21 protein-coding genes are annotated in these 22589 nt (G+C 61.9%); 6 read left to right on the top strand and 15 right to left on the bottom strand.

Annotated features, from left to right (window positions below; translation table 11 throughout):
- Window positions 1-7: 7 nt before the first annotated feature.
- The 4 genes from AC3A5O_RS10555 to AC3A5O_RS10540 all read right to left on the bottom strand — a co-directional run bounded on the left by AC3A5O_RS10555 (window position 8) and on the right by AC3A5O_RS10540 (window position 3508).
- Window positions 8-316 carry a class I SAM-dependent methyltransferase gene (locus tag AC3A5O_RS10555; RefSeq protein ID WP_122568553.1) on the bottom strand — a complete coding sequence of 103 codons (309 nt, stop codon included), beginning with the start codon at window positions 314-316 and terminating at the stop codon, window positions 8-10.
- A 799-nt stretch (window positions 317-1115) separates the two neighbouring features.
- The gene (locus AC3A5O_RS10550) at window positions 1116-1280 is read right to left on the bottom strand and encodes a hypothetical protein (protein ID WP_305471311.1); all 165 of its coding nucleotides are present in this window, start codon (window positions 1278-1280) and stop codon (window positions 1116-1118) included.
- Window positions 1281-1552: 272 nt separating this feature from the next.
- The gene (locus AC3A5O_RS10545) at window positions 1553-1987 is read right to left on the bottom strand and encodes a DoxX family protein (RefSeq protein ID WP_305470310.1); all 435 of its coding nucleotides are present in this window, start codon (window positions 1985-1987) and stop codon (window positions 1553-1555) included.
- A gap of 99 nt (window positions 1988-2086) precedes the next feature.
- A complete protein-coding gene (locus AC3A5O_RS10540) occupies window positions 2087-3508 on the bottom strand; it encodes an MltF family protein (protein ID WP_122568914.1) in 1422 nt (473 codons plus the stop codon).
- 235 nt (window positions 3509-3743) lie between these two features.
- On the opposite strand from AC3A5O_RS10540, the gene AC3A5O_RS10535 reads away from it, so the two are divergent.
- The 3 genes from AC3A5O_RS10535 to AC3A5O_RS10525 all read left to right on the top strand — a co-directional run bounded on the left by AC3A5O_RS10535 (window position 3744) and on the right by AC3A5O_RS10525 (window position 6976).
- Window positions 3744-4550 (top strand): TatD family hydrolase, encoded by an 807-nt coding sequence (locus AC3A5O_RS10535; protein ID WP_305470309.1) that lies wholly within the window; start codon window positions 3744-3746, stop codon window positions 4548-4550.
- Between the two features lie 298 nt (window positions 4551-4848).
- Entirely contained in the window at window positions 4849-6330 is a 1482-nt protein-coding gene (locus AC3A5O_RS10530; protein ID WP_487753168.1) for a methyl-accepting chemotaxis protein, read from the top strand.
- A 271-nt stretch (window positions 6331-6601) separates the two neighbouring features.
- On the top strand, window positions 6602-6976 hold the full coding sequence (locus AC3A5O_RS10525; RefSeq protein WP_122568918.1) for a terminase: 375 nt from the start codon (window positions 6602-6604) through the stop codon (window positions 6974-6976).
- 8 nt (window positions 6977-6984) lie between these two features.
- Here AC3A5O_RS10525 and AC3A5O_RS10520 read toward each other — a convergent pair whose 3' ends face one another.
- The 3 genes from AC3A5O_RS10520 to AC3A5O_RS10510 form a co-directional block, all read right to left on the bottom strand.
- Window positions 6985-7782, bottom strand: a complete 798-nt coding sequence (locus AC3A5O_RS10520) for an acyl-CoA thioesterase (RefSeq protein ID WP_487753167.1) — start codon at window positions 7780-7782, stop codon at window positions 6985-6987.
- Between the two features lie 259 nt (window positions 7783-8041).
- Window positions 8042-8803, bottom strand: a complete 762-nt coding sequence (locus AC3A5O_RS10515; RefSeq protein WP_305491942.1) for a CHAD domain-containing protein — start codon at window positions 8801-8803, stop codon at window positions 8042-8044.
- Between the two features lie 105 nt (window positions 8804-8908).
- On the bottom strand, window positions 8909-9199 hold the full coding sequence (locus AC3A5O_RS10510) for a hypothetical protein (RefSeq protein ID WP_122568921.1): 291 nt from the start codon (window positions 9197-9199) through the stop codon (window positions 8909-8911).
- A gap of 207 nt (window positions 9200-9406) precedes the next feature.
- Between AC3A5O_RS10510 and AC3A5O_RS10505 the strand changes: the two genes are divergently transcribed.
- Window positions 9407-10444, top strand: coding sequence for a patatin-like phospholipase family protein (locus tag AC3A5O_RS10505; RefSeq protein WP_060738563.1), 1038 nt, complete (start codon window positions 9407-9409; stop codon window positions 10442-10444).
- A 150-nt stretch (window positions 10445-10594) separates the two neighbouring features.
- Here the strand turns inward: AC3A5O_RS10505 and AC3A5O_RS10500 are convergent, their stop codons facing one another.
- From AC3A5O_RS10500 to kdpF, 6 genes are all read right to left on the bottom strand, one after another.
- Window positions 10595-11293, bottom strand: a complete 699-nt coding sequence (locus AC3A5O_RS10500; protein ID WP_305470307.1) for a response regulator — start codon at window positions 11291-11293, stop codon at window positions 10595-10597.
- A 78-nt stretch (window positions 11294-11371) separates the two neighbouring features.
- Window positions 11372-14023: a DUF4118 domain-containing protein gene (locus AC3A5O_RS10495; RefSeq protein ID WP_487753166.1), complete on the bottom strand. Its 2652-nt coding sequence runs from the start codon at window positions 14021-14023 to the stop codon at window positions 11372-11374.
- Window positions 14024-14154: 131 nt separating this feature from the next.
- Window positions 14155-14700 carry a potassium-transporting ATPase subunit KdpC gene (kdpC, locus tag AC3A5O_RS10490; RefSeq protein ID WP_305470305.1) on the bottom strand — a complete coding sequence of 182 codons (546 nt, stop codon included), beginning with the start codon at window positions 14698-14700 and terminating at the stop codon, window positions 14155-14157.
- Window positions 14701-14838: 138 nt separating this feature from the next.
- A complete protein-coding gene (gene kdpB, locus AC3A5O_RS10485) occupies window positions 14839-16893 on the bottom strand; it encodes a potassium-transporting ATPase subunit KdpB (RefSeq protein WP_122568924.1) in 2055 nt (684 codons plus the stop codon).
- Between the two features lie 10 nt (window positions 16894-16903).
- Window positions 16904-18598 carry a potassium-transporting ATPase subunit KdpA gene (gene kdpA, locus AC3A5O_RS10480; protein ID WP_305470304.1) on the bottom strand — a complete coding sequence of 565 codons (1695 nt, stop codon included), beginning with the start codon at window positions 18596-18598 and terminating at the stop codon, window positions 16904-16906.
- A gap of 8 nt (window positions 18599-18606) precedes the next feature.
- Window positions 18607-18696 carry a K(+)-transporting ATPase subunit F gene (gene kdpF / locus AC3A5O_RS10475; RefSeq protein WP_137213067.1) on the bottom strand — a complete coding sequence of 30 codons (90 nt, stop codon included), beginning with the start codon at window positions 18694-18696 and terminating at the stop codon, window positions 18607-18609.
- Between the two features lie 404 nt (window positions 18697-19100).
- Between kdpF and eat the strand changes: the two genes are divergently transcribed.
- Window positions 19101-20465, top strand: coding sequence for an ethanolamine permease (gene eat / locus AC3A5O_RS10470; protein WP_305483032.1), 1365 nt, complete (start codon window positions 19101-19103; stop codon window positions 20463-20465).
- Between the two features lie 120 nt (window positions 20466-20585).
- Window positions 20586-20753, top strand: coding sequence for a DUF2897 family protein (locus AC3A5O_RS10465; RefSeq protein WP_003183831.1), 168 nt, complete (start codon window positions 20586-20588; stop codon window positions 20751-20753).
- A 182-nt stretch (window positions 20754-20935) separates the two neighbouring features.
- Here AC3A5O_RS10465 and AC3A5O_RS10460 read toward each other — a convergent pair whose 3' ends face one another.
- Window positions 20936-21787, bottom strand: coding sequence for an urea carboxylase-associated family protein (locus tag AC3A5O_RS10460; RefSeq protein WP_122568928.1), 852 nt, complete (start codon window positions 21785-21787; stop codon window positions 20936-20938).
- A 15-nt stretch (window positions 21788-21802) separates the two neighbouring features.
- A complete protein-coding gene (locus tag AC3A5O_RS10455) occupies window positions 21803-22453 on the bottom strand; it encodes a GntR family transcriptional regulator (protein WP_305470302.1) in 651 nt (216 codons plus the stop codon).
- Between the last annotated feature and the right edge of the window lie 136 nt (window positions 22454-22589).

Raw genomic sequence — 22589 nt, 5'->3', positions numbered from 1 at the left:
TCGCGCCTCAGCGGCGCGTGATCAAGCCTTGCCGTGCGACACGGGTCAGGTGCCGGATTATTTCAGGAGCGTCCGCTGCGCTGGGGGACTGGATGACAGCCAGGTCGAAGCTGTCATTGGCAAAACGCGCCAGTGACTCACCGTCTTCGACAAACTGGATCAGGAATGCAGCAGGCCCGTGGTTGCGACGCGGCCAGCCGTCGAGGTAACGCAAGAGTGTTGGCTGGTGAGTGCCGCCCAGGAGAATTTTCGGGTTGCGTTGCACAAGGTTCGCCGTGATTGGCGCAAGACGTACAAGGGGACTGGGTGCGTTCATTGTGTCGTGTCTCTGCCTCAAAAGTCTGCATGGCAGGTGAGAGGCAACACCGAACCAGCGCTTTAGCGGTATTTCGAAGCCATGTCTTTTCGGCTTCTATCGGCGACGGGATGGGTCACCTGGCGCCCCGCAAGTAGCTGTTTAAATCGGCGCATGAGCGGCATCCTAGAGAAGCTGACTGGCCAGTGTCAAGAATCACTTCCCATAAAAAAGGCCGCGCAAGACGGTAATGCTGTTTTCTGATTATCTGTTCCGAGAGGTGTGGGTTGGTGTGTATATCCGTTATTTAGGTAACGGCTACTTAGGGTTCCGCTCTTACAGCGGGTCACTTTTGGAAAAGCGCCAAAAGTAACCAAAAACGCTTTTGCCCCACCACTCGGTGCCTCGCTTAGGCTCGGCATGCCCGAACGAAGGCATTGCTCCGTGGGCCCGCCGCGAAGGGCCATCCATGGCCCAGCGCGGCTACCTCGGCATCCATGCCGAGGTGCCCACTGCGCAATGCCTGCGTTCGGCCAGCGTGGTTAACGGGGCGTCCAGATCAAAAGCAAAGCAAAGCAAAGCAAAAGCGGGGCTCATGCCGGCATCTATGTGGCTGAACCACCGCCATCGCGAGCAAGCTCGCTCCCACACTGGATCTCCGGTGAACACAAATTTATGTCCGACACAGAACCACTGTGGGAGCGAGCTTGCTCGCGAAGAGGCCGGCACATCCAACATCTTCATTGGCTGACACTCCGCTTTCGCGAGCAAGCCCGCTCCCACAGGAGAAACGCGGTCTCACCCAGAACCAGGCCGGCTATCAGGCCGCCTCGCGGTGGACGTTGATCTCGGGCGCCCCGTTAACCACGCTGGCTGAACGAAGGTGTTGCGCAGTGGGCACCTCGGCATGGATGCCGAGGTAGCCGCGCTGGGCCATGGATGGCCCTTCGCGGCGGCCCACGGAGCAATGCCTTCGTTCAGGCATGCCGAGCAGGCGAGGCACCGAGTGGTGGGGCAGAAGCGTTTTGGTTACTTTTGACTGGGCCGGCTTCCGGGCTCTTCAAAAGTGACCCGCTGTAAAAGCGGAACCCTAAGTAGCCGTTACGCAAAAAATGGATATACACACCAAAGCAACCCGTCACCGAACACTCTCAAAAAAACCAAAAAAAACGGCGCTTCCCATTTCTGAAAGAAGCACCGTTTTTCCTAAGTGAACAGCTTTACGTACAAGACGAGCCTCAGGTTCAAATCGAGCAATCAACCTGCGATGGCGCGATCCACCGACAGCTTGCCCGCCCCTTCGATCAGCACGGCAATACTGCCCGCCAGCAACGCCAGGGCGAACTCATAACCATTGTTGGCCATGAACAAGCCGTTACCGATGTGCACGGAGAAAATCGCCACCAGCGACACAAGCGCCAAGCCCAGCGCCGCAGGACGCGCCAGCAGACCGATGATCAGCGCCAGCCCAGCGAAAAACTCGGTACCGCCCGCCAATGTCGCCATCACATAGCCCGGGGTCAGGCCGATGCTTTCCATCCACTGCGCCGTGCCTGCCAGGCCGTAGCCACCGAACAGGCCAAAGAGTTTCTGCGCGCCATGGGCGGCAAATATGACACCGACGGCGATGCGCAGGACCGTCAAGCCATAGCCGGCGCGGGTGAACAGAACTTTGTTAATGAGAGTGCTCATAAGGTCATTCCTTGGGTTGTAGAGAGTTGGCCGCTATATTAATCAATTAAATTCATGTTAAAAGCGGAAATAATCCGTAATACCAATCAATTTATTCGATCACTTACGCAATGCAACCTTTTGCTCCTTCGGTTCCAAGGACTCCCGTTCACGATCAAACGCCAGGTAGTACTTATTCACACTATTAACATAGCTGACGGCGCCCATTCCCACCTGCTCCATGGCAATACGCTCAACCTGGAAAAACCATTGGTTGGGGTTCAGTCCCCGCCGCCGGGCCTCGGCTCGCATGCCTTGGACGCGCTCGGGGCCCATGTTGTAGGCCGCCAGGACGAAGGCCATGCGTTCGCGCTCATTGAGCTTGGGGCTGGCAAAGAACTTGCGGCGGATGAGGGCCAGGTACTTGGCGCCGGCCTGCACATTGGCGTCCAGGTTCTGGATGTTATTGACCCCGACCCGCTGGGCCGCCGCCGGGGTGATCTGCATCAGGCCGGTGGGGCCTGAGCCGCTCCGGGCATTGGGTTGCAGGGCTGACTCCTTGAAGGCCAGGGCCGCCAGGTTGAGCCAATCCATGCCCTGGGCATCGGCGTGTTTTTGCAGCACCGGGCGCAGTTTTTCCAGGCGTTGGCGATTGGCCCGGGCCAGCGGATAGTGGACCTGGTACAAACGCCGATAGATACGCAGGAAGGCCGCGTCCTGGTTGGAGGGCACCTTATAGGTCGCCAGGAATCGGTCGATGCTCGCCCGCAGCATGGCGGCGTCACGGCGAACGAACCAATACTCGTCACCCGGTTCGCCAATCAACACCTGACGGTCGAAGCGCAGTTTGGGCAGGATCTTGCCCCAGCGCTCGGCGATGGGTTGCTCGACGATGGTCAAATGGAAAATCCCGCCCTGGACCATCTCCAGGACATCCTCCACAGCCAGGGAGGGATCGACCCATTCGACCTTCACCGGCGGTAACTTGAGCAGCGCCAGCTTCTGGTTGATCTGGCTCACGGCATCCCCCGCCGCACTGCCATTGGGCAGGGCCAGGGTCTTGCCGGAAAGTTGCTCCACGCGGGTGTAGCGCTTCTCGCCCTTGATGCCCACCAACAGCAAAGGCACGTCGGTACGGATCGGATTGCTGGCGCTGACGGCATGGCCGGCCTGGGGCTCGAGCAGCTCACCCGGTGCGACGAGGTCGCCCTCCCCGCGCTGCAAGGCACCGAGCAGTTGGTCCTTGGCTTTGGGAATGATCTTGAGGGTGATTTCCTGGCCGTCACGGGCGTGGCCGTTGAGGTATTGCTCGAAGGCGCGCAACCGATGGTATTCGACGCCAATGGGTTGCCCCTGGACTTCACCGGAGCTGTTGCGGCTCTGGTTGACCAGCACCTTCAACACACGGCTGCCGCGGATCTGCGCCAGGTCGCGCACCGTGCCCGGCGCCACGGCCTGCACCGGCCCGGGCAGCCGCGCTTCGGCCGGCATCGGCAACAGCAGCGAACAACACAACAGTAACAATACCTGGGGACGTGTCATCCACTCTCCGGAAGGAATACTGCCGACCGCCTCCGTGAAAAACGAGGCTGAGTCGACAGAAACAGAGCGCCTGAGACGCTGAAAAAGTGCGGAAGACTGGCACAGTGATGGCTTTTATACCAACCCGATGTGTCTCGCGGCCTTAACAGACAGCCTCAACTCGTTGTAGTTCTTGGCTTTTCTTATAAATCTACAGCTCTGATATGCTTTCCGGCCTTTGGGCCGAGGTAGCACCATGCAACTCATCGATATCGGCGTCAACCTGACCAACCCCAGTTTCGCCGACAAACACCAGGCGGTGCTTGAGCGCGCCTATGCATCCGGGGTCTGCCAACTGGTCTTGACCGGCACCAGCATCGAGGGCAGTGAACAGGCCCTGCAATTGTGCCAACAGCTCGACGACACTGGAGAACGGCTGTTTTCCACCGCCGGCATTCACCCTCACAGCGCCAGCGAGTGGACCGCCGACAGCGCCCGGCACCTCAAGGATCTGCTGATGCACAGCCGCGTGCGTGCGGTGGGGGAATGCGGACTGGATTTCAACCGCGACTTCTCTCCACGTCCCCAGCAGGAAAAGGTCCTGGAGGAACACCTCGCCCTGGCGGTTCAGTTGCAATTACCGGTCTTCCTGCATGAACGCGACGCCGACCAGCGCTTGCTGGAAATCCTTCGGGAATTTCGCGATCACTTGCCAGCGGCCGTGGTGCACTGCTTCACCGGTGAAAAAAAGGCGCTGTTCAGCTACCTCGATCTCGACCTGCATATTGGTATCACCGGCTGGATCTGCGACGAACGCCGGGGCACGCACCTGCATCCGCTGGTGCGCGAAATACCCTGTGGTCGGCTGATGCTCGAAAGCGACGCGCCGTACCTGCTGCCCCGCACGCTACGGCCAAAACCCAAGAATGGGCGCAACGAGCCGGCCTACCTGACGGAGGTTCTGCGTGAAGTGGCCTTGCACCGGGGCGAAACCCAGGAGGATCTGGCAGCTCACAGCAGCGCCTGCGCCCGGGCGTTTTTTGGATTGCCCACCCTCTCCTGACCAAATGAGCCCTGTGGCAATGACCCCCTGTGGGAGCGAGCTTGCTCGCGATAGCGGTGTATCAGTCGGCCCATGGCAAGCTGACCCGCCGCTATCGCGAGCAAGCTCGCTCCCACAAGGGGTCCTGTGTTGGCTGTTGGCTCCATCAAAACCCTGGGCTCTGTGTGGTCTGTTAGTCCATATCAAAATCCCCGGCACCTATATTGTCTGTTGACCCACATCAAAATCCCGGCGCCTGAATAGCGGCAGAATAATGGCACCTTGCCAATGCTGTTTCCGCTATCAGAGAAAACCTTCCATGGGTGCCTGGCTTAGCAATATCTCGTTGAAATACAAATTCTGGGCGGTCAATGCGGTCGCCTTTATCACCACCTTGCTGCTGGTGCTCTACGCCGTGCATCTCGAACAGCAGGCGCGCAACCACGCAGCCCAGGCGAACGCCCAGGCCCAGGCACAGGTGCTCGATGCCTGGCCTGTCGGACAACCTTTGCCCAAGGCCGACAACCTCTTGGCATTCCAGCGCGACCAGATCCCGATGCTCCACGAACAACCGTTGTCTTCGCTGGTGCAGGCCGAGGGCTGGGTCGAACTCGATGCAGGGCCGCTGCTGGGCGACAATCCGCTGCTGGGCGCCCAAGTGATCCGTCGAGGTGACGGCCAGCAAATCGCGGTGCTGGCCCATGGTGCAAGCCTGGGCCAAGTGTTCGGTGAACGCTTCAGCCAATACGCCGTGGCGGTATTCGTGTTGATGCTGGCGATGTTGGGCGCGTCGCAGCTGTTGATCCGCTTTTTGCTCAGCCAACTCAACACGCTTAAAGACGTGATGCTGCATGTGGAAAAAACCGGTGATTTGTCCGCCCGCGTGCCCCTGGCCTGCAAGGACGAGGTGGGCCAGATGGCGGCAGCGTTCAACGCCATGCAGGCCGGTTATCAACGAGTGGTCGACACCGTAGCCAGCACTGCCCGGCAGTTGGACAGTGGTGCGGCGCGCCTGGCGTCGAGCATGAACGAGGTGCGCCACGGCATGCTCGGCCAGCAAAGCGAAACCGATCAGGCAGCCACGGCGATCAACGAGATGTCTGCCACTGTCTATCACATCGCCCAGCACGCCGGCGCCACCCGCGACCTGTCGAAAACCGCCGACACCCTGGCCGGCAACGGCCACGAAGTGGTCGGCCGGGTGCAGCAGTCGATCACCGGGTTGTCGTCGGGGGTGCAGCAGACTGCCGAAATGATCCAGCGCCTGGCCGAAGACAGTCAGAAGATCAACGGCGTGGTCAATGTGATCCACAGCATCGCCGAGCAAACCAATCTGCTGGCCCTGAACGCCGCCATCGAAGCCGCGCGGGCCGGGGAAATGGGCCGGGGGTTTGCCGTGGTGGCCGACGAGGTGCGCAACCTGGCCAAGCGGGTACAGGCCTCCACGGATGAAATCACCACCATGGTTTCGGCCTTGCAAGCCGGGACTCGGGACGCGGTGGACTTCATGCAGGAGAGTTCGCTCAAGGCCGACGATTGCGTGCAACAGGCCCGCGAGGCCGGCGACGCGCTGGCCCAGATCACCGCAGCGGTGGCGCAAATGCGCGAGAGCAACACTCAGATCGCTGTCGCGGCCGAGCAGCAAAGCCACGTCGCCGAGGAAATGAACCGGGCGGTGGTGAGTATTCGCGACGTGACCGAAAACACCGTGCGCCAGACCGTCGACTCAGCCACCACCAGCCATGAACTGGCGACGTTGGCGGGGGAGTTGAGCAAGGCGATTGGGCAGTTGAAACTGTAGAGCGCTGGCTTGCCTGACTCCCTGTGGTGAGGAAACTCCCTCTGTGGGAGCAAGGCTTGCCCGCGATGGAGGCACCTCGGTTCACCAAAGACCGTATTGCGCCTATCGCGGGCAAGCCTTGCTCCCACAACCTTGCTCCCACAAACAAGTCCCCTCGCCACAACAGCAAAACTGTATGGCCACCTATCGCCTCGATAGCCAACCGCCATTCGCCGCCCCGCCCGCCCGGACCTATCCTTGGATTATTCGGTTTCGTTCAAGGAATAGCATCATGGGCAAACGTCACCCCAATCTTCCAGCCTGGCAATGGCGCGCCTACCCCGACAATCATCGCCACCCCACCAACCTGGTGTTGCACCTGATTGCCGTGCCGCTGTTCATCATCGCGTTTCTGCTGATTGTGTCGGGGGTGTTCAGCTTGAGCCTGGGCGATGTCGCCATCGGCATCATCGGCCTGCTCGCGGCGCTCGGCTTGCAGCGTCACGGACACAGCCTGGAGGCCCAGGCCTCCGAACCGTTCAGCGATCGCAAGGATGCCGTGTCACGCCTGCTGGTGGAGCAGTTCCTGACTTTTCCACGCTTCTTTCTCAGCGGTGGCTGGTGGCGCGCCTGGCGCGATCGCCATCGTCACAACCGTAAACCTTAACCAAAGCCTTATCCGAAAATAGTGACCGTCTGCCGGCTCAGGGCGATCAAGCGGCCATCGGCACTCCAGAACTTCGCGGCGACATGGCCGTAGCCGTCCTGGGCATGCTCGATCTCGGCCAGGTACTTGCACCAGTCCAGCGTCGTGAGGTCCAGCAGAGGCTGGACGAACTCGATGGTCCACGTGAGCGTACTGCCCGGGGCCATTTGCGAGAGGTGCGGCAACAAGGCCGGGGGCCAGGCGTCCACCAAAGCCAAGATATGGCTTTCGTTCAGCGGCTCCTCCTGCACGTCACCGCGCAAGCGCACCCAGCCGCCCATGCTCCGGGATTTATTACCACTGAACGGCAAGCCGCCGACGCTCCAGCACAGCGCCACGTGGCGCATGAATTCCGGGGTCATGCCCTTGACGTAAGGCATTTCCTGGCATTGCTCCACGCTCTTGAATTCCGGCGCGGGGTCGGCCTGCACCGCCACCACGGACGAGCGCGAAGCGCCGAAACTGCCTTGCACCACGGTCACCACTTGGCCGTTCTGCACCGCCCGTCCCAACACTTGGCTCACCGCCTTGCCTTCGCGCAACACGTCGACTTCGAAACTGACAGGCACGTCGGCTTCGACCGGGCCGACAAAGGTGATCGCCAACGAACGCACCGGGCGATCTGCCGGCACCTGGGCACGCATCGCCTCATATTGCAGCGCCGCCACCAACCCGCCAAAACTGGCCCGACCCTGGCCCCATTCAGGCGCGATAGTCACCGCACCTGGCTGCCGGCGTACAGCATCGATCAAATCGGAAAAGCGCATGACAACCTCGAAAACGGGGAAAAGGATGAAGGGATCTTAACCAGACCGGGCTGACGGCACAGGGCTTATTCCGGCCAAAGAGGCTGACAGAAAAGCCGAGGATCTTGAATTCCCCAATCCCCTGTGGGAGCGAGCTTGCTCGCGATAGCGGTGTATCAGTCAATCCGTATGCAAGCTGAACCACCGTCATCGCGAGCAAGCTCGCTCCCACAGGGGGAAGTCCCACAAGGGGAAATCCCACAGAGGGAATGGGATGGGTTCAGGATTTTTCGAAGCAACTGGCAATCAGCTTGTCGAGCACCTTGTCGGACTTGGCCTCGGCCTTCTCCATCGTGGCGTGCCAGGTGGGCACACACGCTTGCAGATCGGTTTCTTCCTTGGCCCTGGCCAGCCATTGCCAGCAATCGTGCCAGTCGCCCAGCGCGCCCTGGGCGGACTTGAGCCGGGGCATGGCGGCCTCAGGCAGGCGGTCGAGCTCAGGGTAAGCTTCGATGGCGTAGCGCACGCGCTTGATCAGCAGGCGCAACCGGTGGCGGTCATGGGCCGGATCACGCAGGGCTTCATCGAGCTTTTTCCATTGTTTGTCCAGGCGTTTTTCGATGCGTTTGCGCAAACTCTTCAGCAGCCCCTCACGCTGGGCGGCGCGAATGAAGCGCGGGAAGGCATCGAGGATCATCAGCAACTGGGCCAGTTCGACACTCGCGGCCACGGCGGGATAGGCATCGGCCATTTGCAGTTGGCGTCGCCGCGCCGCCTCGGCCTGGCCATGTTGTTCAAGGTAAGCAGCCAACACTTCCCGGTCACGCAAAGGCGTGGTCAGGGTGCCCACCGCCGAAGCCGCCGTTTCCAGCTGTTCGACACCGGGCAACCCACGCAGTGGACGCAGCAGGCTGCGTAAACGGCGTACCGTGGTTCGCAGGTCATGCAGCGCTTCGCTGTCGGTGTGGGCATTCAAGCGGGCCTGACAGGCCAACAGGCGGACTTCCAGGCCCACTATGCGGGCCACCAGCCGATCGATCATGGACGTACTCCGTACACAGCGTTGAGCGTCAAGCCGCAAGCTACCCGTGAAAAACGATTCTGCGCCCTTCCCTAGTAGCTTGCAGCTGATTGGTTGTCGCTGTCTTTATCGTCCCGCGCGGGATTCGCGGATGTAGAAACGCGCCTTCTCGGCTTTCTTGGAGCAGCCTTCGAACGCTTCGAATTGCTGCTGGGTCTTGGCACCCGTCAGCAGGGACAGGGCCTTGGAGTAGCTAACGGTGCCGGCAAAACCTTCGGCCTTGGCCAGGTCCAGTTCACGCCAGGCACTGTCGAGTTGGCTGCCGCAGCTGTCACGGTAAGCGGTTTTACCTGCGCAACCGGCCAGGGCCAAAACCATCAAAGATGCCACCAAGGGCAGGCGGATCCGGGCTTTCATCAATAACACCTCAGGTCAGGTCAACAGTCGTGCTGTTAAGACGGTGGCAACGGCGAAAAGTGCCTTGCTTGACCGCGTAAATTCAAGTGTGGGCGAGCATACGCAAATGCCGCCGCAGCGTGTCAAAAAACGACGCCTGCGCTACAAGGATTGAGCCGAGCCGTCGATAAGTGCATTGTTGAAGTCTGTTCGACAAGAGGCCGGGTCATGACAAAACGTGTCGCATTGGTATTGGGCTCGGGTGGCGCCCGGGGCTATGCCCATATCGGGGTGATCGAAGAAATCGAACGACGTGGCTACGACATTGCCTGCATCGCCGGTTGTTCCATGGGGGCTGTGGTGGGTGGGATCTATGCGGCGGGCAAGCTTGAGGAGTACCGCAACTGGATCGAAAGCCTGGATTATCTGGATGTCCTGCGCCTGGTAGACGTCAGTTTTCGCCTGGGGGCGATCCGCGGCGAGAAGGTCTTCGGGCAGATCCGCAAGATCGTCGGCGAACTCAACATTGAAGAGTTGCGCATCCCCTACACCGCCGTCGCGACCGACCTGACCAACCAGCAGGAAATCTGGTTCCAGGAAGGTTGCCTGCATCAGGCAATGCGTGCGTCGGCGGCGATTCCCAGCCTGTTCACGCCGGTGATGCAAGGCAACCGCATGCTGGTGGATGGCGGCCTGCTCAATCCCTTGCCGATCGTGCCGGTGGTGTCGAGCCATTGCGACTTGATCATCGCGGTCAACCTCAACGCCACCAACCAGAAACAGTACCGATTACCGGTGATCCCGCGCCCCGCCGCGTTCAGGCGTCGCTTCGACACCCTGGTCAGCTCCCTGGGCTCGCGCCTGCCGTTTCGCCGCAAACAGGCCGAGCAATTGCTGCTGCTGGAACAGGAAGCCTTGAAGGCCGAGGCCGCCGACATCAATCCGTGGATCGACTCGGCCGAGCCCGAAGGCCAACAACCAGCTGCCGCGCCGGAGAACGAAGGCGCGCCGAAATCCGCCACCGGCTCGTTCATCATCGATAACGTCGGCCCGGCGTCGTTGCTGGACTTGATCAACCAGAGCTTCGAAGTGATGCAGACCTCGCTGGCCCAGTACAAGATCGCCGGTTACCCGCCGGATGTGCTGATCAACGTGCCAAAACGAGTGTGCCGGTTTTTCGAGTTCTACAAGGCGCCGGAGTTGATCGCGTTGGGACGGGAGATTGCCAGCGATACCCTGGATCGGTATGAGCGTGAACAGAACTGAATCTGGGAAATCTCGATTGATTGAGCAGGCCTCATCGCGAGCAAGCTCGCTCCCACATGGGTCCTGCTGAGTAAATAAAAATTTGTTGCCAACTCGATTCTCTGTGGGAGCGAGCTTGCTCGCGATGGCGGCAGCCCGGACAACACAGAACTAGAGCCCACCCTCCCCCAACAACCGATACCCCACCCCCGCCTCGGTCACAATGAACCGCGGCCGGGTCGGGTCGTCGGCCAGTTTCTGACGCAGGTGACCGACCACGATCCGCAAGTAATGACTGTCTTCGGTGTGGGTCGGACCCCAGATGTCCTTGAGCAATTGCTGCTGGGTGATGACCCGTCCCGGGTGCCGCGCCAGTTGCGCCAAGACCGCGTACTCCTTGCGGGTCAGGGCCACTTCGGTGTCGTCCAGCAGCACCCGTCGATAGGCCAGGTCCACCGTCAACGGGCCGAACTTCAGCGCGGCTTCCTGTGGTTCGCCGGCCGGGGCCTGGCGTAGCAAGGCGCGGATGCGGGCGAGGAATTCCTGGATGCCGAACGGCTTGGTCACGTAATCGTTGGCGCCGTTGTCCAGCGCCTCGACTTTCTGCGCTTCGCTGGCCCGCACCGAGAGCACCAGCACCGGCACCGTCGACCATTGGCGAAACTCGCGCAACACCTGCTGGCCGTCCATGTCCGGCAGGCCCAGGTCGAGCACCAGCAGATCGGGCTTGTTCAGCGCCGCCTGGGCCAGCCCTTCGGCGCCGGTGCCGGCTTCCAGCACCTTGTAGCCTTGGGAGCTCAGGCTGATGCGCAGGAATTTGCGGATCTGCGGTTCGTCATCGATGACCAAAAGGGTCGCGGTCTGGCTCATGGGGCTCGTTCGTTGCAATCAAGTGGAAAGGCAAGCAGGTGGCAAGCTGCGGGTAACAGAAGAGTATCTCATCCAGGCTCAGGCTTCATCGTCCATGCCCGGTTGCGCCTGCAACGGCAGGTGCAACGTGATGCAGGTGCCGCGTCCGTCGAGACCTTCGGCCACACTGATGCGCCCGCCGTGGGCACCGACCATGCCCTGGCAGATCGCCAATCCCAACCCTGTGCCCTGCCCGCCTCGATCACCGCGTGCGGCGGTGTAGAACATATCGAAGATTTTCTCCCGCTCCTCTTCAGGGATCCCGGGCCCTTCGTCGGCCACGGCAAAAAACACCTCATTGTCTGTCGCCCCGGCGCTCAGCAGCAGGCATCCTTGGGCCGGCGAGAAGCGCGCCGCGTTCTCCAACACGTTCACCAGGGCCTGTTCGATCAGCGCCGCATGGACATACAGCAGAGGCAATTCAGCGGGCACCTCGACACTGAGCGCCAGGGGTGCCAACACTGCGCGCAGGCGGTTCAGCGCGCTGCCGACGATGTCGGCCGGGGCCACCCAGTCCCGCGCCAGCTTCAGCGCACCGTGGCCCAGGCGAGTCATGTCCAGCAGGTTCTGAATGTAACGATCCAGCCGCTCGGCTTCATCGCGGGTGCCTTCGAGCAGTTCGCGACGATCGGCCAGTGGGATCGCCTCCCCCAGCGCCAGCAAGCTGTCGATGCTGCCACGCATGGCGGTCAGCGGCGTGCGCAGGTCGTGGGACACGGAAGCCAGCAAAGCGCTGCGCAGTTGTTCGGTTTCACCGTGCAGACGCGCCGCTTCCAGGTCCTGGGCCAGTTGCGCCCGGGCCAGCGCCTGGGCCAATGGCTGACTGAGGGCCGCCAGCAAACGGCGGCGCTGGCCACTCAGGGGCTGGCCTTCTTTCGGGCATACACCCAACAAGGCCAGCGGCCCGCCCTCCGCCGACAACGGCCACCACCACCAACGCCCGGAGGGCAGTGTCCCGGTGCCGGCGCCGGCCGGCTGGTCGTGCTGCCAGGACCAGTCGGCCGCCGCGCGCTCGGCCTCGGTGAAGGTCAGCGGCTCACCGCTCTCGACTTTCCAACCGCCCTGGCCGTCGCGGTTGAGCAGGCACAGTTGCAAGTCGTGCCAACCGTTGAGGTGCTGCGCGGCGGCGCTGATCACCGCCTGGCGGTCGGTGGCGGCAGTGAGTTTGCGCGACAGGTTGAGCAGTTCACCGGTTTCCTGCTGGGTGTCGCGCAGGGCCTGCAACTGGCGGCGCTGGCGGGCGGCCAAGTTACCGGTCAGGGCGGCCATGAGCAGGAAAAACACCAGCGTCAGAACGTCTTCTTCGCGTTGGATGGTCAGGGAGAAATTCGGCGGGATGAACAAGAAGTCATAGGCCAGGAACGACAACGCCGCGCAGGCCAGCGCCGGGCCGAGGCTGCTGCGTACGGCCACCAGCAACACCGCCATCAGGAACACCAGGGAAATATTGGGCAACGCCAACAGCCCCGAGACTCCCCAGGCCAATGCACTGGCCGCCGCGGTAGCCAACAACGCCAGCACATAATCGAACCCGGTCTGGACGGCGCTTGAACGCACGCGGGCGGGACGCGGTTGCTCATCGCTGTCCAACACGTTGATCTCCAGGCCCCGGGCATCACGCAGTAAACGCGAAGCGAGGCCGCCGCCAAACAACCGTCGGCGCAAACGCGGCCGGGACTGGCCCACCAGCACCAGGGTGGCGCGACGTTCGCTGGCATGTTGGATCAGCGTCCTGGCCACTTCGCCGGCCCGCAGCAGCACCACTTCACCGCCGAGGCGTTCAGCCAGTTGCTGGGCACTCTGCAAACGCTGGCGCGAGGCCTCGTCACGGGCGCTGCCGTTGTCCACGTGCACCAGGCTCCAGGGCAGATGCCGACGTTGGGCGACGCGGCTGGCATGGCGCACCAGGCGTTCAGCCTGCACGTCACCGTCCACCCCCACCAACAAGCGTCCGCGCACCGCCGGCGCAGCCTGGCCCAGTTGTCGATAGCCCTGGGTCAGGTCATTGTCGACCTGGGCGGCGGCGGTCTGCATCGCCAGCTCACGCAACGCGGTCAAATTGGTCTGGGAGAAAAACGCATCGATCGCCGCCCGGGCCTGTTCCGGCACGTAGACCTTGCCATCGCGCAGCCGCTCCAGCAGCTCACGGGGTGGCAGGTCGATCAGCAGCAGTTCATCGGCCTCCTGCAGGACCCAGTCCGGCAACGTCTCGCGCACCTGCACGCCGGTGATGCCCCGCACTTGGTCGTTAAGGCTTTCCAGATGCTGGACATTGACGGTGGTGTAGACGTCGATGCCCGACGCGAGCAGGTCCTGGATGTCCTGCCAGCGTTTGGCATGGCGGCTGCCGGGGGCGTTGCTGTGGGCCAGTTCGTCCACCAGAACCAGGCTCGGCCGGGCGGCGAGCAGGCCGTCGAGGTCCATTTCCTCGAGCATCACGCCGCGATACTCCGAGCGCACCAACGGCTGCTGCGCCAGGCCGCCGAGCAGCGCTTCGGTTTCGCTGCGACCGTGGGTCTCCACCACCCCGGCGACGACCTTCACGCCTTGGCGCAGTTGGGTGTGAGCCGCTTGCAGCATGGCGTAGGTCTTGCCGACACCCGGGGCCGCGCCCAGAAAGACCTTGAGCCGGCCACGGCCGTTGCGGGGCAGATTGGCTAACAGTGCGTCGGCGCGGCCGGAGTCGCTCATGTTGGGGGAGTCTCTTATTCAGATTGTTCGAACACCCTGTGGGAGCGAGCTTGCTCGCGATAGCGGCAGGCCAGCCAACCTTGATGGTGACTGATGTACCCCTATCGCGAGCAAGCTCGCTCCCACAGGTTTTACAGTTTTTCCAGGGCCAGGTTCAGCGCCAGCACATTCACCACCGGTGGGCCCACCAGGGGTTGCTCGGTGTTGGCATCGAGCAATTGCTGCAAGGTCGAGGCCGGCAGGTTGCGCGCGACGGCGACACGCGCCAGTTGATAGGCAATTGCCGCCGGAGGCAAGTGCGGATCCAGCCCGCTGGCGGAGGTGGTCAGCGATGCCAGCGGCACCGGGCCCTGACCGGGCACCTGGAGTTTGCGGGCGTCATCGATCACCCGTGTGGCCAGGGCCGGATTGCTCGGGGAGAAATTGCTGGCACCGCTGGCGACCGTGGCGAAGGCACCGGCCGATGGCCGTGGATGAAACCAGGCATCGCCGGTGAAATCCTGGGCGATCAGCGTCGAGCCACGGACCTTGCCGGCGGCATCGACGATCAGGCTACCGTTGGCCTGGGCGGGAAAGGCGACTTGCGCCACGCCGGTGACTACCAGTGGGTAGGCGACACCGGTGATCAGGGTCATCAGTAATAGCAGGCTCAAGGCCGGGCGAATCAGAGTGGACATTTCAAAATCCTCGAATTGAAGTAAATCCTGGGAATCGCCTTGTGGGAGCAAAGCTTGCTCGCGATGCAGACACTTCGATCCCAGGCAGACCGCGTCATCGTTCATCGCGGGCAAGCCTTGCTCCCACAAATGGTGAACTCAAACCAGGTGCAACGCCGTCAGCAACATATCGATCGCCTTGATCCCCACGAACGGCACCACGATCCCGCCCAGGCCATAGATCAACAGATTGCGCCGCAACAACGCCGCCGCGCTTGCCGCGTGCACGCGCACGCCACGCAAGGCCAAGGGAATCAACACGACGATGATCAGGGCATTGAAGACAATGGCCGACAAAATCGCACTCTGCGGGCTGCTCAGGTGCATCACGTTCAACACGCCGAGCTGTGGATAAATCGACGCGAACAGCGCCGGCAGGATCGCGAAGTACTTGGCGATGTCGTTGGCAATGGAAAAAGTGGTCAACGCCCCACGGGTCACCAACAGCTCCTTGCCGATCTGCACCACATCGAGCAATTTGGTCGGGTCGCTGTCGAGGTCGACCATGTTGGCCGCCTCCCGCGCCGCCTGGGTGCCGTCGTTCATCGCCATGCCGACATCGGCCTGGGCCAAGGCCGGAGCGTCGTTGGCGCCGTCGCCGCACATAGCCACCAGCCGACCGTCATTTTGCTCGTGACGAATACGCGCCAGTTTCTTCTCCGGCGTGGCCTCCGCCAGCACGTCGTCGACACCGGCCTCGGCGGCAATCGCAGCGGCGGTCAACGGGTTGTCGCCGGTGACCATCACCGTGCGGATCCCCAGCTTGCGCAGCTCGGCAAAACGCTCACGGATGCCGGGCTTGACCACGTCCTTGAGATGGATAGCGCCGAGCAGCTTGCCATCCACGCACACCAGCAACGGCGTACCGCCGCTCTGGGCGATCTTGTCGACCTCCCGCGCCAGTGCCGATGGCAATTCATTGCGTGCAAGGCCGATGAAATCCAGCAACGAATCCACGGCCCCCTTGCGGTAGATGCGACCCTGATAGTCGACCCCGGACAAACGGGTTTCGGCACTGAACGGCACGGCCGTCAGCGCGTCGACGCCGGGCTCGGGCAGTGAATGCAAACCTCGCAGGTACTCGACGATGGACTTGCCCTCGGCCGTGTCATCGGCCAACGAGGCGAACAGCGCGCCTTCGGCCAGCTCCTTGGCACTCACGCCGGGAGCGGCATAGACCGCCGTACAACGACGATTGCCAAAGGTGATGGTGCCGGTCTTGTCCAGCATCAACACATGCACGTCCCCCGCCGCCTCGACCGCACGGCCGGATTTGGCAATCACGTTCAGGCGCACCAACCGGTCCATCCCGGCGATGCCGATGGCCGACAGCAGCCCGCCGATGGTGGTGGGAATCAAGGTGACCAGCAGTGCCACCAGAAACACCAGCGGCAGGCTGGCGTTGGCGAAATGGGCGAACGGTTGCAGCGTCACCACCACCAACAGGAAGATCAGCGTCAGGCCGATCAGCAGGATATCCAGCGCCACCTCGTTCGGCGTTTTCTGGCGCTTGGCACCCTCCACCAAGGCGATCATGCGATCCAGGGTGGACTCGCCAGGATTGCTGGTGATGCGTATCAGCAACCAGTCGGAGACCAACCGCGTATTGCCGGTGACGGCCGAGCGATCGCCGCCGGACTCACGAATGACCGGGGCCGACTCGCCGGTGATCGCCGCCTCGTTGACCGCGGCGATGCCTTCGATCACTTCGCCATCGCCGGGAATCATGTCGCCGGCCTCGACGCGCACCACATCGCCTTTGCGCAGACGGGTGGCGGGGATGATTTCAAAGCCGCTGGCAGTCTGGCGACGTGCGTTGAGGCCTTCGCTGCCGGCCTTGAGACTGTCGGCCCGGGCCTTGCCGCGCCCTTCGGCCAAGGCTTCGGCGAAGTTGGCGAACAGCACGGTGAACCACAGCCACAACGCAATTTGCGCGGCGACGAAGGTCGGCACCGTACTGTCGGGAATGAAGCACAAGACCGTAGTGAGGATCGCGGTCAATTCCACCACCAGCATCACCGGTGCACGGTGCAGTTGGCGAGGATCGAGCTTGACGAACGCTTGCACCAACGCTGGCCGCCAGAGGGCCGACAGGTGGGTCTTCGGTTGTTCCGGCGCCTTGGCGGCGACGGTTTTGCTCATCGGCATATTCATCATCAGATCCTCAGAAGCCCATGCTCAAATGTTCGGCAATCGGCCCCAGCGCCAGGGTCGGCAGGAAGGTCAAGCCACCCACCAGCAGGATGGTCATGGTCAACAGGGTCACGAACAGCGGGCCGTGGGTGGGAAAGCTGTTCTGGCCAATCGGCGCGGTTTTCTTCAAGGCCAGGCTGCCGGCCAACGCCAGCACCGGCAGGATGTAGCCGAACCGGCCAATCAACATGCCCAGGCCCAGCATCAAGTTGTGGAAAGGTGTGTTGGCGCCGAACCCGGCGAATGCCGAACCGTTGTTCGCACCCGCCGAGGTGTAGGCGTACAACAACTGGCTGAAACCGTGGGCACCCGGGTTGCTCACCGCTGCGGCGGGCCCGGGCAGGCTGGCGGCGGCGGCACCCAGCACCAACACACTGACGGGCATCACCAGCAGGGTTGCCACCAACAGTTGCACCTCGCGGGCGCCCAGCTTCTTGCCCAGGTATTCCGGGGTGCGACCGATCATCAAGCCGGCCAGGAACACGGCGATCAACACGTTCAACAGCATCCCGTAGAGCCCGGCCCCGACGCCGCCGAAGATCACCTCGCCGACCATCATGTTCACCAGCGACACCATGCCGCTGAGCGGGTTGAGGCTGTCGTGCATGGCGTTGACCGAGCCGTTGGACGCTGCCGTGGTGGTCACCGACCACAGCACCGTGGCGGTGGTGCCAAAGCGGGTTTCCTTGCCTTCCAGCGGCGCGGTCTGTTCGACGGCCGCGTCGTTCAAGGCCGGGTTGGGTTGGTATTCGGCCCACAGTGACGTGGCGCCGCCGATCAGGAACAGCGCCAGCATGCAGGCAATGATCGCGCGGCTCTGGCGCAGGTCCTTGACGTAATGACCGAAGGTGAACACCAGCGCGGCGGGGATCAGGATGATCGACGCGACCTCGAACAGGTTGCTCCAGGCCGTCGGGTTTTCGAACGGGTGCGCCGAGTTGACGCCGAAGAAACCGCCGCCATTGGTACCCAGTTGCTTGATCGCGATCTGGCTGGCGGCCGGCCCCAGAGGAATGACCTGGTCGGCACCCTGCAGCGTGACCCCATGCACATAGTGCGCGAAGGTTTGGGGCACGCCCTGCCAGACCAGGAATAACGCCAGCAGCAGGCACAGCGGCAACAATCCGTAGAGGGTGGCGCGAGTCATGTCGACCCAGAAGTTGCCCAGCGTTGCGGCGGACTTGCGCCCGATGCCGCGACACAACGCCACCAACACCGCCAGGCCGGTGGCGGCGCTGACGAAGTTCTGCACGGTCAGGCCGACCATCTGGCTCAGGTAGCTCAGGGACGCTTCACCGCTGTAGGACTGCCAGTTGGTGTTGGTCATGAAACTCACGGCCGTGTTGAAGGCCTGGGTCCACTCCATGCCGGGCAGTTGCTCGGTATTGAGGGGCAAATGTCCCTGCAGCAGCAAAATCGCAAACAGCAACACAAAACCCGCCAGGTTGAAGGCGAGCAAGGCCAGAGTGTATTTCTGCCAGCTCTGCTCAGCGGCGGGATCGACACCGGCCAGGCGATAGCAGCCGCGCTCCAGCGGGCCGAGGATCGGCGAAAGCCAGGTGCGCTGGCCTTCCATCACCCGATAGTAAAAACGCCCCAGAAACGGTGCGGGAATCAGCACCAGGGCGAAAAAGCCGAGGATCAACCCGTAGTCATAACCGTGCATAGCCGCTCCTAGTTCCGATCGGCGCGCAACAGCGCAACCAGCAGATAGATGAACAGCACCACTGCCAGCAGCAGCGACACCCCGTCCAGAACACTCATGGGATTTCTCCGTGATACGGCGTCGTGCCGTGTATGGAGTGATTGTCGACAGGGAGGCTGTAAAGGAACGAGATCGAGAGAGGGGTTGGGAGATAAAGAAACTGTAAAAAATCGGCTGAGTGGTTGGCTGGGCGGACCTCATCGCGAGCAAGCTCGCTCCCACAATGGCTCTGTTGTGAATAGAGAGTTCACGTCGACTGATGATCCCCTGTGGGAGCGAGCTTGCTCGCGATGAGGCCAGCCCAGGCGCCGACGCTCTGAACTGGGGCACAAAACCAAGCCATCCAGCAGCGAACATCCTCGATACGACACGATTTCACCCATTACGACCGCCCCCGCCACACTGGCACGCCCACTGCACTGCCCTCCCCAGCGCTTTTGCTATGGATCGAGGGGAGCCACCGATGAACACACAACTCAAACCTACCCTGGGCACCCTGCATTTATGGGGCATTGCCGTCGGCCTGGTGATTTCCGGCGAGTATTTCGGCTGGAGCTATGGCTGGGGCGTGGCCGGGACGCTGGGTTTCCTGGTGACCTCCTTCATGGTGGCGGCCATGTACACCTGCTTCATTTTCAGTTTCACCGAGCTGACCACCGCCATTCCCCATGCCGGAGGGCCGTTTGCCTACAGCCGTCGTGCCTTCGGCGAGAAAGGCGGGTTAATTGCAGGGCTGGCGACGCTGATAGAATTCGTCTTCGCGCCGCCGGCCATTGCCCTGGCCATCGGCGCCTACCTGAACGTGCAGTTCCCGGCCCTGGACCCGAAACACGCCGCGGTCGGCGCCTATATCGTGTTCATGGGCCTGAACATCCTCGGGGTCAAACTGGCGGCGACGTTCGAGCTGATTGTCTGCGTCTTGGCAGTGGCCGAACTGCTGGTGTTCATGGGCGTCGTGGCCCCGGCGTTCAGTTTCAGCAGCTTCGCCCTGAACGGCTGGGCCGGTTCCGATGTATTCGGCGCCCCAGCCATTGCCGGCATGTTCGCCGCGATTCCTTTCGCCATCTGGTTCTTCCTGGCCATCGAAGGCGCGGCCATGGCCGCCGAAGAAGCCAAGGACCCGAAACGCACGATTCCCAAGGCCTATATCAGCGGCATCCTGACCCTGGTGTTCCTGGCGATGGGCGTCATGTTCATGGCCGGCGGCGTCGGCGATTGGCGCACCCTGTCGAACATCAACGATCCGCTGCCCCAAGCCATGAAAACCGTGGTCGGCGAAAGCTCCGGCTGGCTGCACATGTTGGTATGGATCGGCCTGTTCGGCCTGGTGGCGAGCTTCCATGGCATCATCCTCGGCTACTCGCGGCAGTTCTTCGCCCTGGCCCGCGCCGGCTACCTGCCCGCCTCCCTGGCCAAACTGTCCCGCTTCCAGACCCCGCACCGGGCCATCATCGCCGGAGGACTGATCGGCATTGCCGCGATCTACAGCGACGGCCTGATCAACCTAGGCGGCATGACCCTGACCGCAGCGATGATCACCATGGCCGTATTCGGCGCCATCGTCATGTACATCATGAGCATGCTCAGCCTGTTCAAACTGCGCAAAACCGAACCCAACCTGGAGCGCACCTTCCGCGCACCGGGCTATCCGATCGTGCCCGGCATCGCCCTGGTGCTGGCGCTGGTGTGCCTGGTAGCGATGGCCTGGTTCAACGCGCTGATCGGGCTGATCTTCCTCGGCTTCATGGCGGTGGGCTTCGTCTACTTCATCCTCACCGCCCAACTGCGTGCGGACGCGCCCGCCGATGCAATGCTGACCGGGCTTTGAGGTGAAGCCGGCCGAACGGGCGTAGTATTGAACCACTGCGAACAACCTTCGCTCATAAGTGGTAGGTGCGATGGATCGGCGAAATGTTCGTCCGTCCATCGCCCCCTCAAGGAGAGCCCTATGCCCTGGTATGCCTGGTTGATTCTGATTGTTGCAATCGGCTCGATCGTTGGTGGTCTGATGATGCTGCGCGACACCGCCAACAAGGTCGAATTGACGGACGAACAGCGCAAGCGTGTTGCCGAGCGCAATGCGGAAATGGATGCGAAGGAGGCCAAGGATCGTTGAGCTATTCCCCGTCCCGGCTACATAGTGCTTTTGTGGCGAGGGACCTTGCTCCCGCTGGGGCGCGAAGCGGCCCTGAACCTGCTGGCGCGGAGTATCAGGCTAATCGGGTTTTAGCCGTTGGGGCTGCTACGCAGCCCAGCGGGAGCAAGCTTCCTCGCCACAAAAAGCCCGCGCCTTCGGCTTCACTTTTCCCAATCCGCCTTGGCAATATGCAAGCCATGCAACCCCTTGTACGCCGCCCGTTCAGGCTGGCTCCAGCCTTCCAACAATGAATCCTCCAACCGATAGATCTCCACCCCCAGCGGACGACAGACGCTGAGAGGATCCTGCGCATCCGGCCCCCACATCGCCAGCGACAGATCACCACCCGGGCAAGTGGACAGTGCACACAACAGATCAATCTCGGCAAAAAATTCCAGGTAATCACCCTTCTGCGCCGGACAAGCTTTCATGAAGTACATATCGTCATGATTGAGCCCCGTGCACTGGAAAATATTCAGCACGTCATGCACATCGAACTCCGTCAGGCCGTGGGGCAACACGGCACGGGTCAGGTTCGAGTGGCAATGGTGGTGGAAATCCTCCCCGGTGAGCATCTTGTTCACATACGGATCACAGCGCGTCCCCAGCAGATCGTGCAATCGTCCGCCATGCTCGTCGATGCCGTAACCGGCCAGACTGTCATCGGTGATGGTCACCAAGGGCCGAAGGAATGGCAGGTTCGACCACAACCGATCATGGGTGCTGACATGAGCGCCCTGAAGCTGACGCGTGCGCGCCGCCCACAGGCGTTCCCGAGGATCGTGGGCGTTCCAGACGTTGAAGTCCCCCACCTGCGGGCCCACCGGGGTGGTGACGCGGAACACATGGCCAGCGGGTACGTGCCAGGCGCGGCCGGTGCGGATGGGTACCTCGAACTGTTCGATCAGGGTGCGTTTGTTTTGCTGGGAGCGGATACGGTCGTAGAAGGGTTTGTCCACCTGCAGGGCTGAACCTTTGCTGACCTGGTAGGCGGCTGGGTAGTCTTTGTACATGGCGCGGGTCCTTGATCAGTGGTGGGTGGGAGTTAGCAGTTGCAGAAGCAGATGCTCGGAATCATCGAGGTAAAGGCTCATGGCTTCGTGGGCCGCAAGCTTGTCACCTTCGGCCAGCCAATCATGGATGCACCGGTCACGGGCCAGCCACGGCGCCTGGAAACGCGCCTCATCAGGCGCTGAGCTAAACACCAGGCGCAGTTGTGCAACCACATTGGTGAAAAACTCATCAAGCAATGGACTGCGCATCAATCCGACGATGTGCTGATGAAAGGCCAGGCCATGGGTACCGACTGAACGCCAGTCCTCACGCTCGCGAGCCAAATCCGCAGCTTCGAGGGCTTCGAGCATCCGGTCGGATTGATACTCACGCAATGGTTGGCTACCCAGGATGGCTTGCAACTCCAGGGTGCGACGGACCTTGAATAGATCTCGCACGTCATCGACGCCTAACCTGCGGACCATCACTCCTTTGTTGCGCACGTAACGGGTTAAGCCTTCCTGGCCTAGACGGTGTAGCGCTTCGCGGATGGTGTTGCGTGAGGCGTTGTAGGCCGAGACCAGGTTGTTCTCTATCAGGGCCATGCCTGGTAGCAGGCGGCCGCCGATGATGTCGGCTCGTAGCTCCAGGGTGATCTGGTCGGCGAGGGAGAGTGTGTTGGTCATGGGTGGAAGGCCTTGGATTGTTGAACAATCGGTTGGCTGTAGGTAATCATTATTTATGCCAATGGTGGGACGTTCCCAGAACTCGTCCAAAATTTGCACCAGCCAGTCAGCAAAAAGGCCAGTCAATTCGACCGGC

Source organism: Pseudomonas sp. Soil_N_39, from assembly GCF_057655955.1.
Note: the sequence above shows the minus strand (reverse complement) of the source record. Positions and strands in the feature narration are given on the sequence as shown.

What these genes read in the sequence shown, in the direction of transcription:
- AC3A5O_RS10540 (WP_122568914.1), bottom strand. Translation starts at nt 3,508, where the DNA reads ATGACACGTCCCCAGGTATTGTTACTGTTGTGTTGTTCGCTGCTGTTG.
- kdpA (WP_305470304.1), bottom strand. Translation starts at nt 18,598, where the DNA reads ATGCACGGTTATGACTACGGGTTGATCCTCGGCTTTTTCGCCCTGGTG.
- kdpF (WP_137213067.1), bottom strand. Translation starts at nt 18,696, where the DNA reads ATGAGTGTTCTGGACGGGGTGTCGCTGCTGCTGGCAGTGGTGCTGTTC.
- AC3A5O_RS10545 (WP_305470310.1), bottom strand. Translation starts at nt 1,987, where the DNA reads ATGAGCACTCTCATTAACAAAGTTCTGTTCACCCGCGCCGGCTATGGC.
- AC3A5O_RS10535 (WP_305470309.1), top strand. Translation starts at nt 3,744, where the DNA reads ATGCAACTCATCGATATCGGCGTCAACCTGACCAACCCCAGTTTCGCC.
- AC3A5O_RS10465 (WP_003183831.1), top strand. Translation starts at nt 20,586, where the DNA reads ATGCCCTGGTATGCCTGGTTGATTCTGATTGTTGCAATCGGCTCGATC.
- AC3A5O_RS10515 (WP_305491942.1), bottom strand. Translation starts at nt 8,803, where the DNA reads ATGATCGATCGGCTGGTGGCCCGCATAGTGGGCCTGGAAGTCCGCCTG.
- AC3A5O_RS10500 (WP_305470307.1), bottom strand. Translation starts at nt 11,293, where the DNA reads ATGAGCCAGACCGCGACCCTTTTGGTCATCGATGACGAACCGCAGATC.
- AC3A5O_RS10525 (WP_122568918.1), top strand. Translation starts at nt 6,602, where the DNA reads ATGGGCAAACGTCACCCCAATCTTCCAGCCTGGCAATGGCGCGCCTAC.
- AC3A5O_RS10460 (WP_122568928.1), bottom strand. Translation starts at nt 21,787, where the DNA reads ATGTACAAAGACTACCCAGCCGCCTACCAGGTCAGCAAAGGTTCAGCC.
- kdpB (WP_122568924.1), bottom strand. Translation starts at nt 16,893, where the DNA reads ATGAATATGCCGATGAGCAAAACCGTCGCCGCCAAGGCGCCGGAACAA.
- kdpC (WP_305470305.1), bottom strand. Translation starts at nt 14,700, where the DNA reads ATGTCCACTCTGATTCGCCCGGCCTTGAGCCTGCTATTACTGATGACC.
- AC3A5O_RS10520 (WP_487753167.1), bottom strand. Translation starts at nt 7,782, where the DNA reads ATGCGCTTTTCCGATTTGATCGATGCTGTACGCCGGCAGCCAGGTGCG.
- AC3A5O_RS10510 (WP_122568921.1), bottom strand. Translation starts at nt 9,199, where the DNA reads ATGAAAGCCCGGATCCGCCTGCCCTTGGTGGCATCTTTGATGGTTTTG.
- AC3A5O_RS10550 (WP_305471311.1), bottom strand. Translation starts at nt 1,280, where the DNA reads ATGCCTGAACGAAGGCATTGCTCCGTGGGCCGCCGCGAAGGGCCATCC.
- AC3A5O_RS10555 (WP_122568553.1), bottom strand. Translation starts at nt 316, where the DNA reads ATGAACGCACCCAGTCCCCTTGTACGTCTTGCGCCAATCACGGCGAAC.
- AC3A5O_RS10495 (WP_487753166.1), bottom strand. Translation starts at nt 14,023, where the DNA reads ATGAGCGACTCCGGCCGCGCCGACGCACTGTTAGCCAATCTGCCCCGC.
- eat (WP_305483032.1), top strand. Translation starts at nt 19,101, where the DNA reads ATGAACACACAACTCAAACCTACCCTGGGCACCCTGCATTTATGGGGC.
- AC3A5O_RS10455 (WP_305470302.1), bottom strand. Translation starts at nt 22,453, where the DNA reads ATGACCAACACACTCTCCCTCGCCGACCAGATCACCCTGGAGCTACGA.
- AC3A5O_RS10505 (WP_060738563.1), top strand. Translation starts at nt 9,407, where the DNA reads ATGACAAAACGTGTCGCATTGGTATTGGGCTCGGGTGGCGCCCGGGGC.
- AC3A5O_RS10530 (WP_487753168.1), top strand. Translation starts at nt 4,849, where the DNA reads ATGGGTGCCTGGCTTAGCAATATCTCGTTGAAATACAAATTCTGGGCG.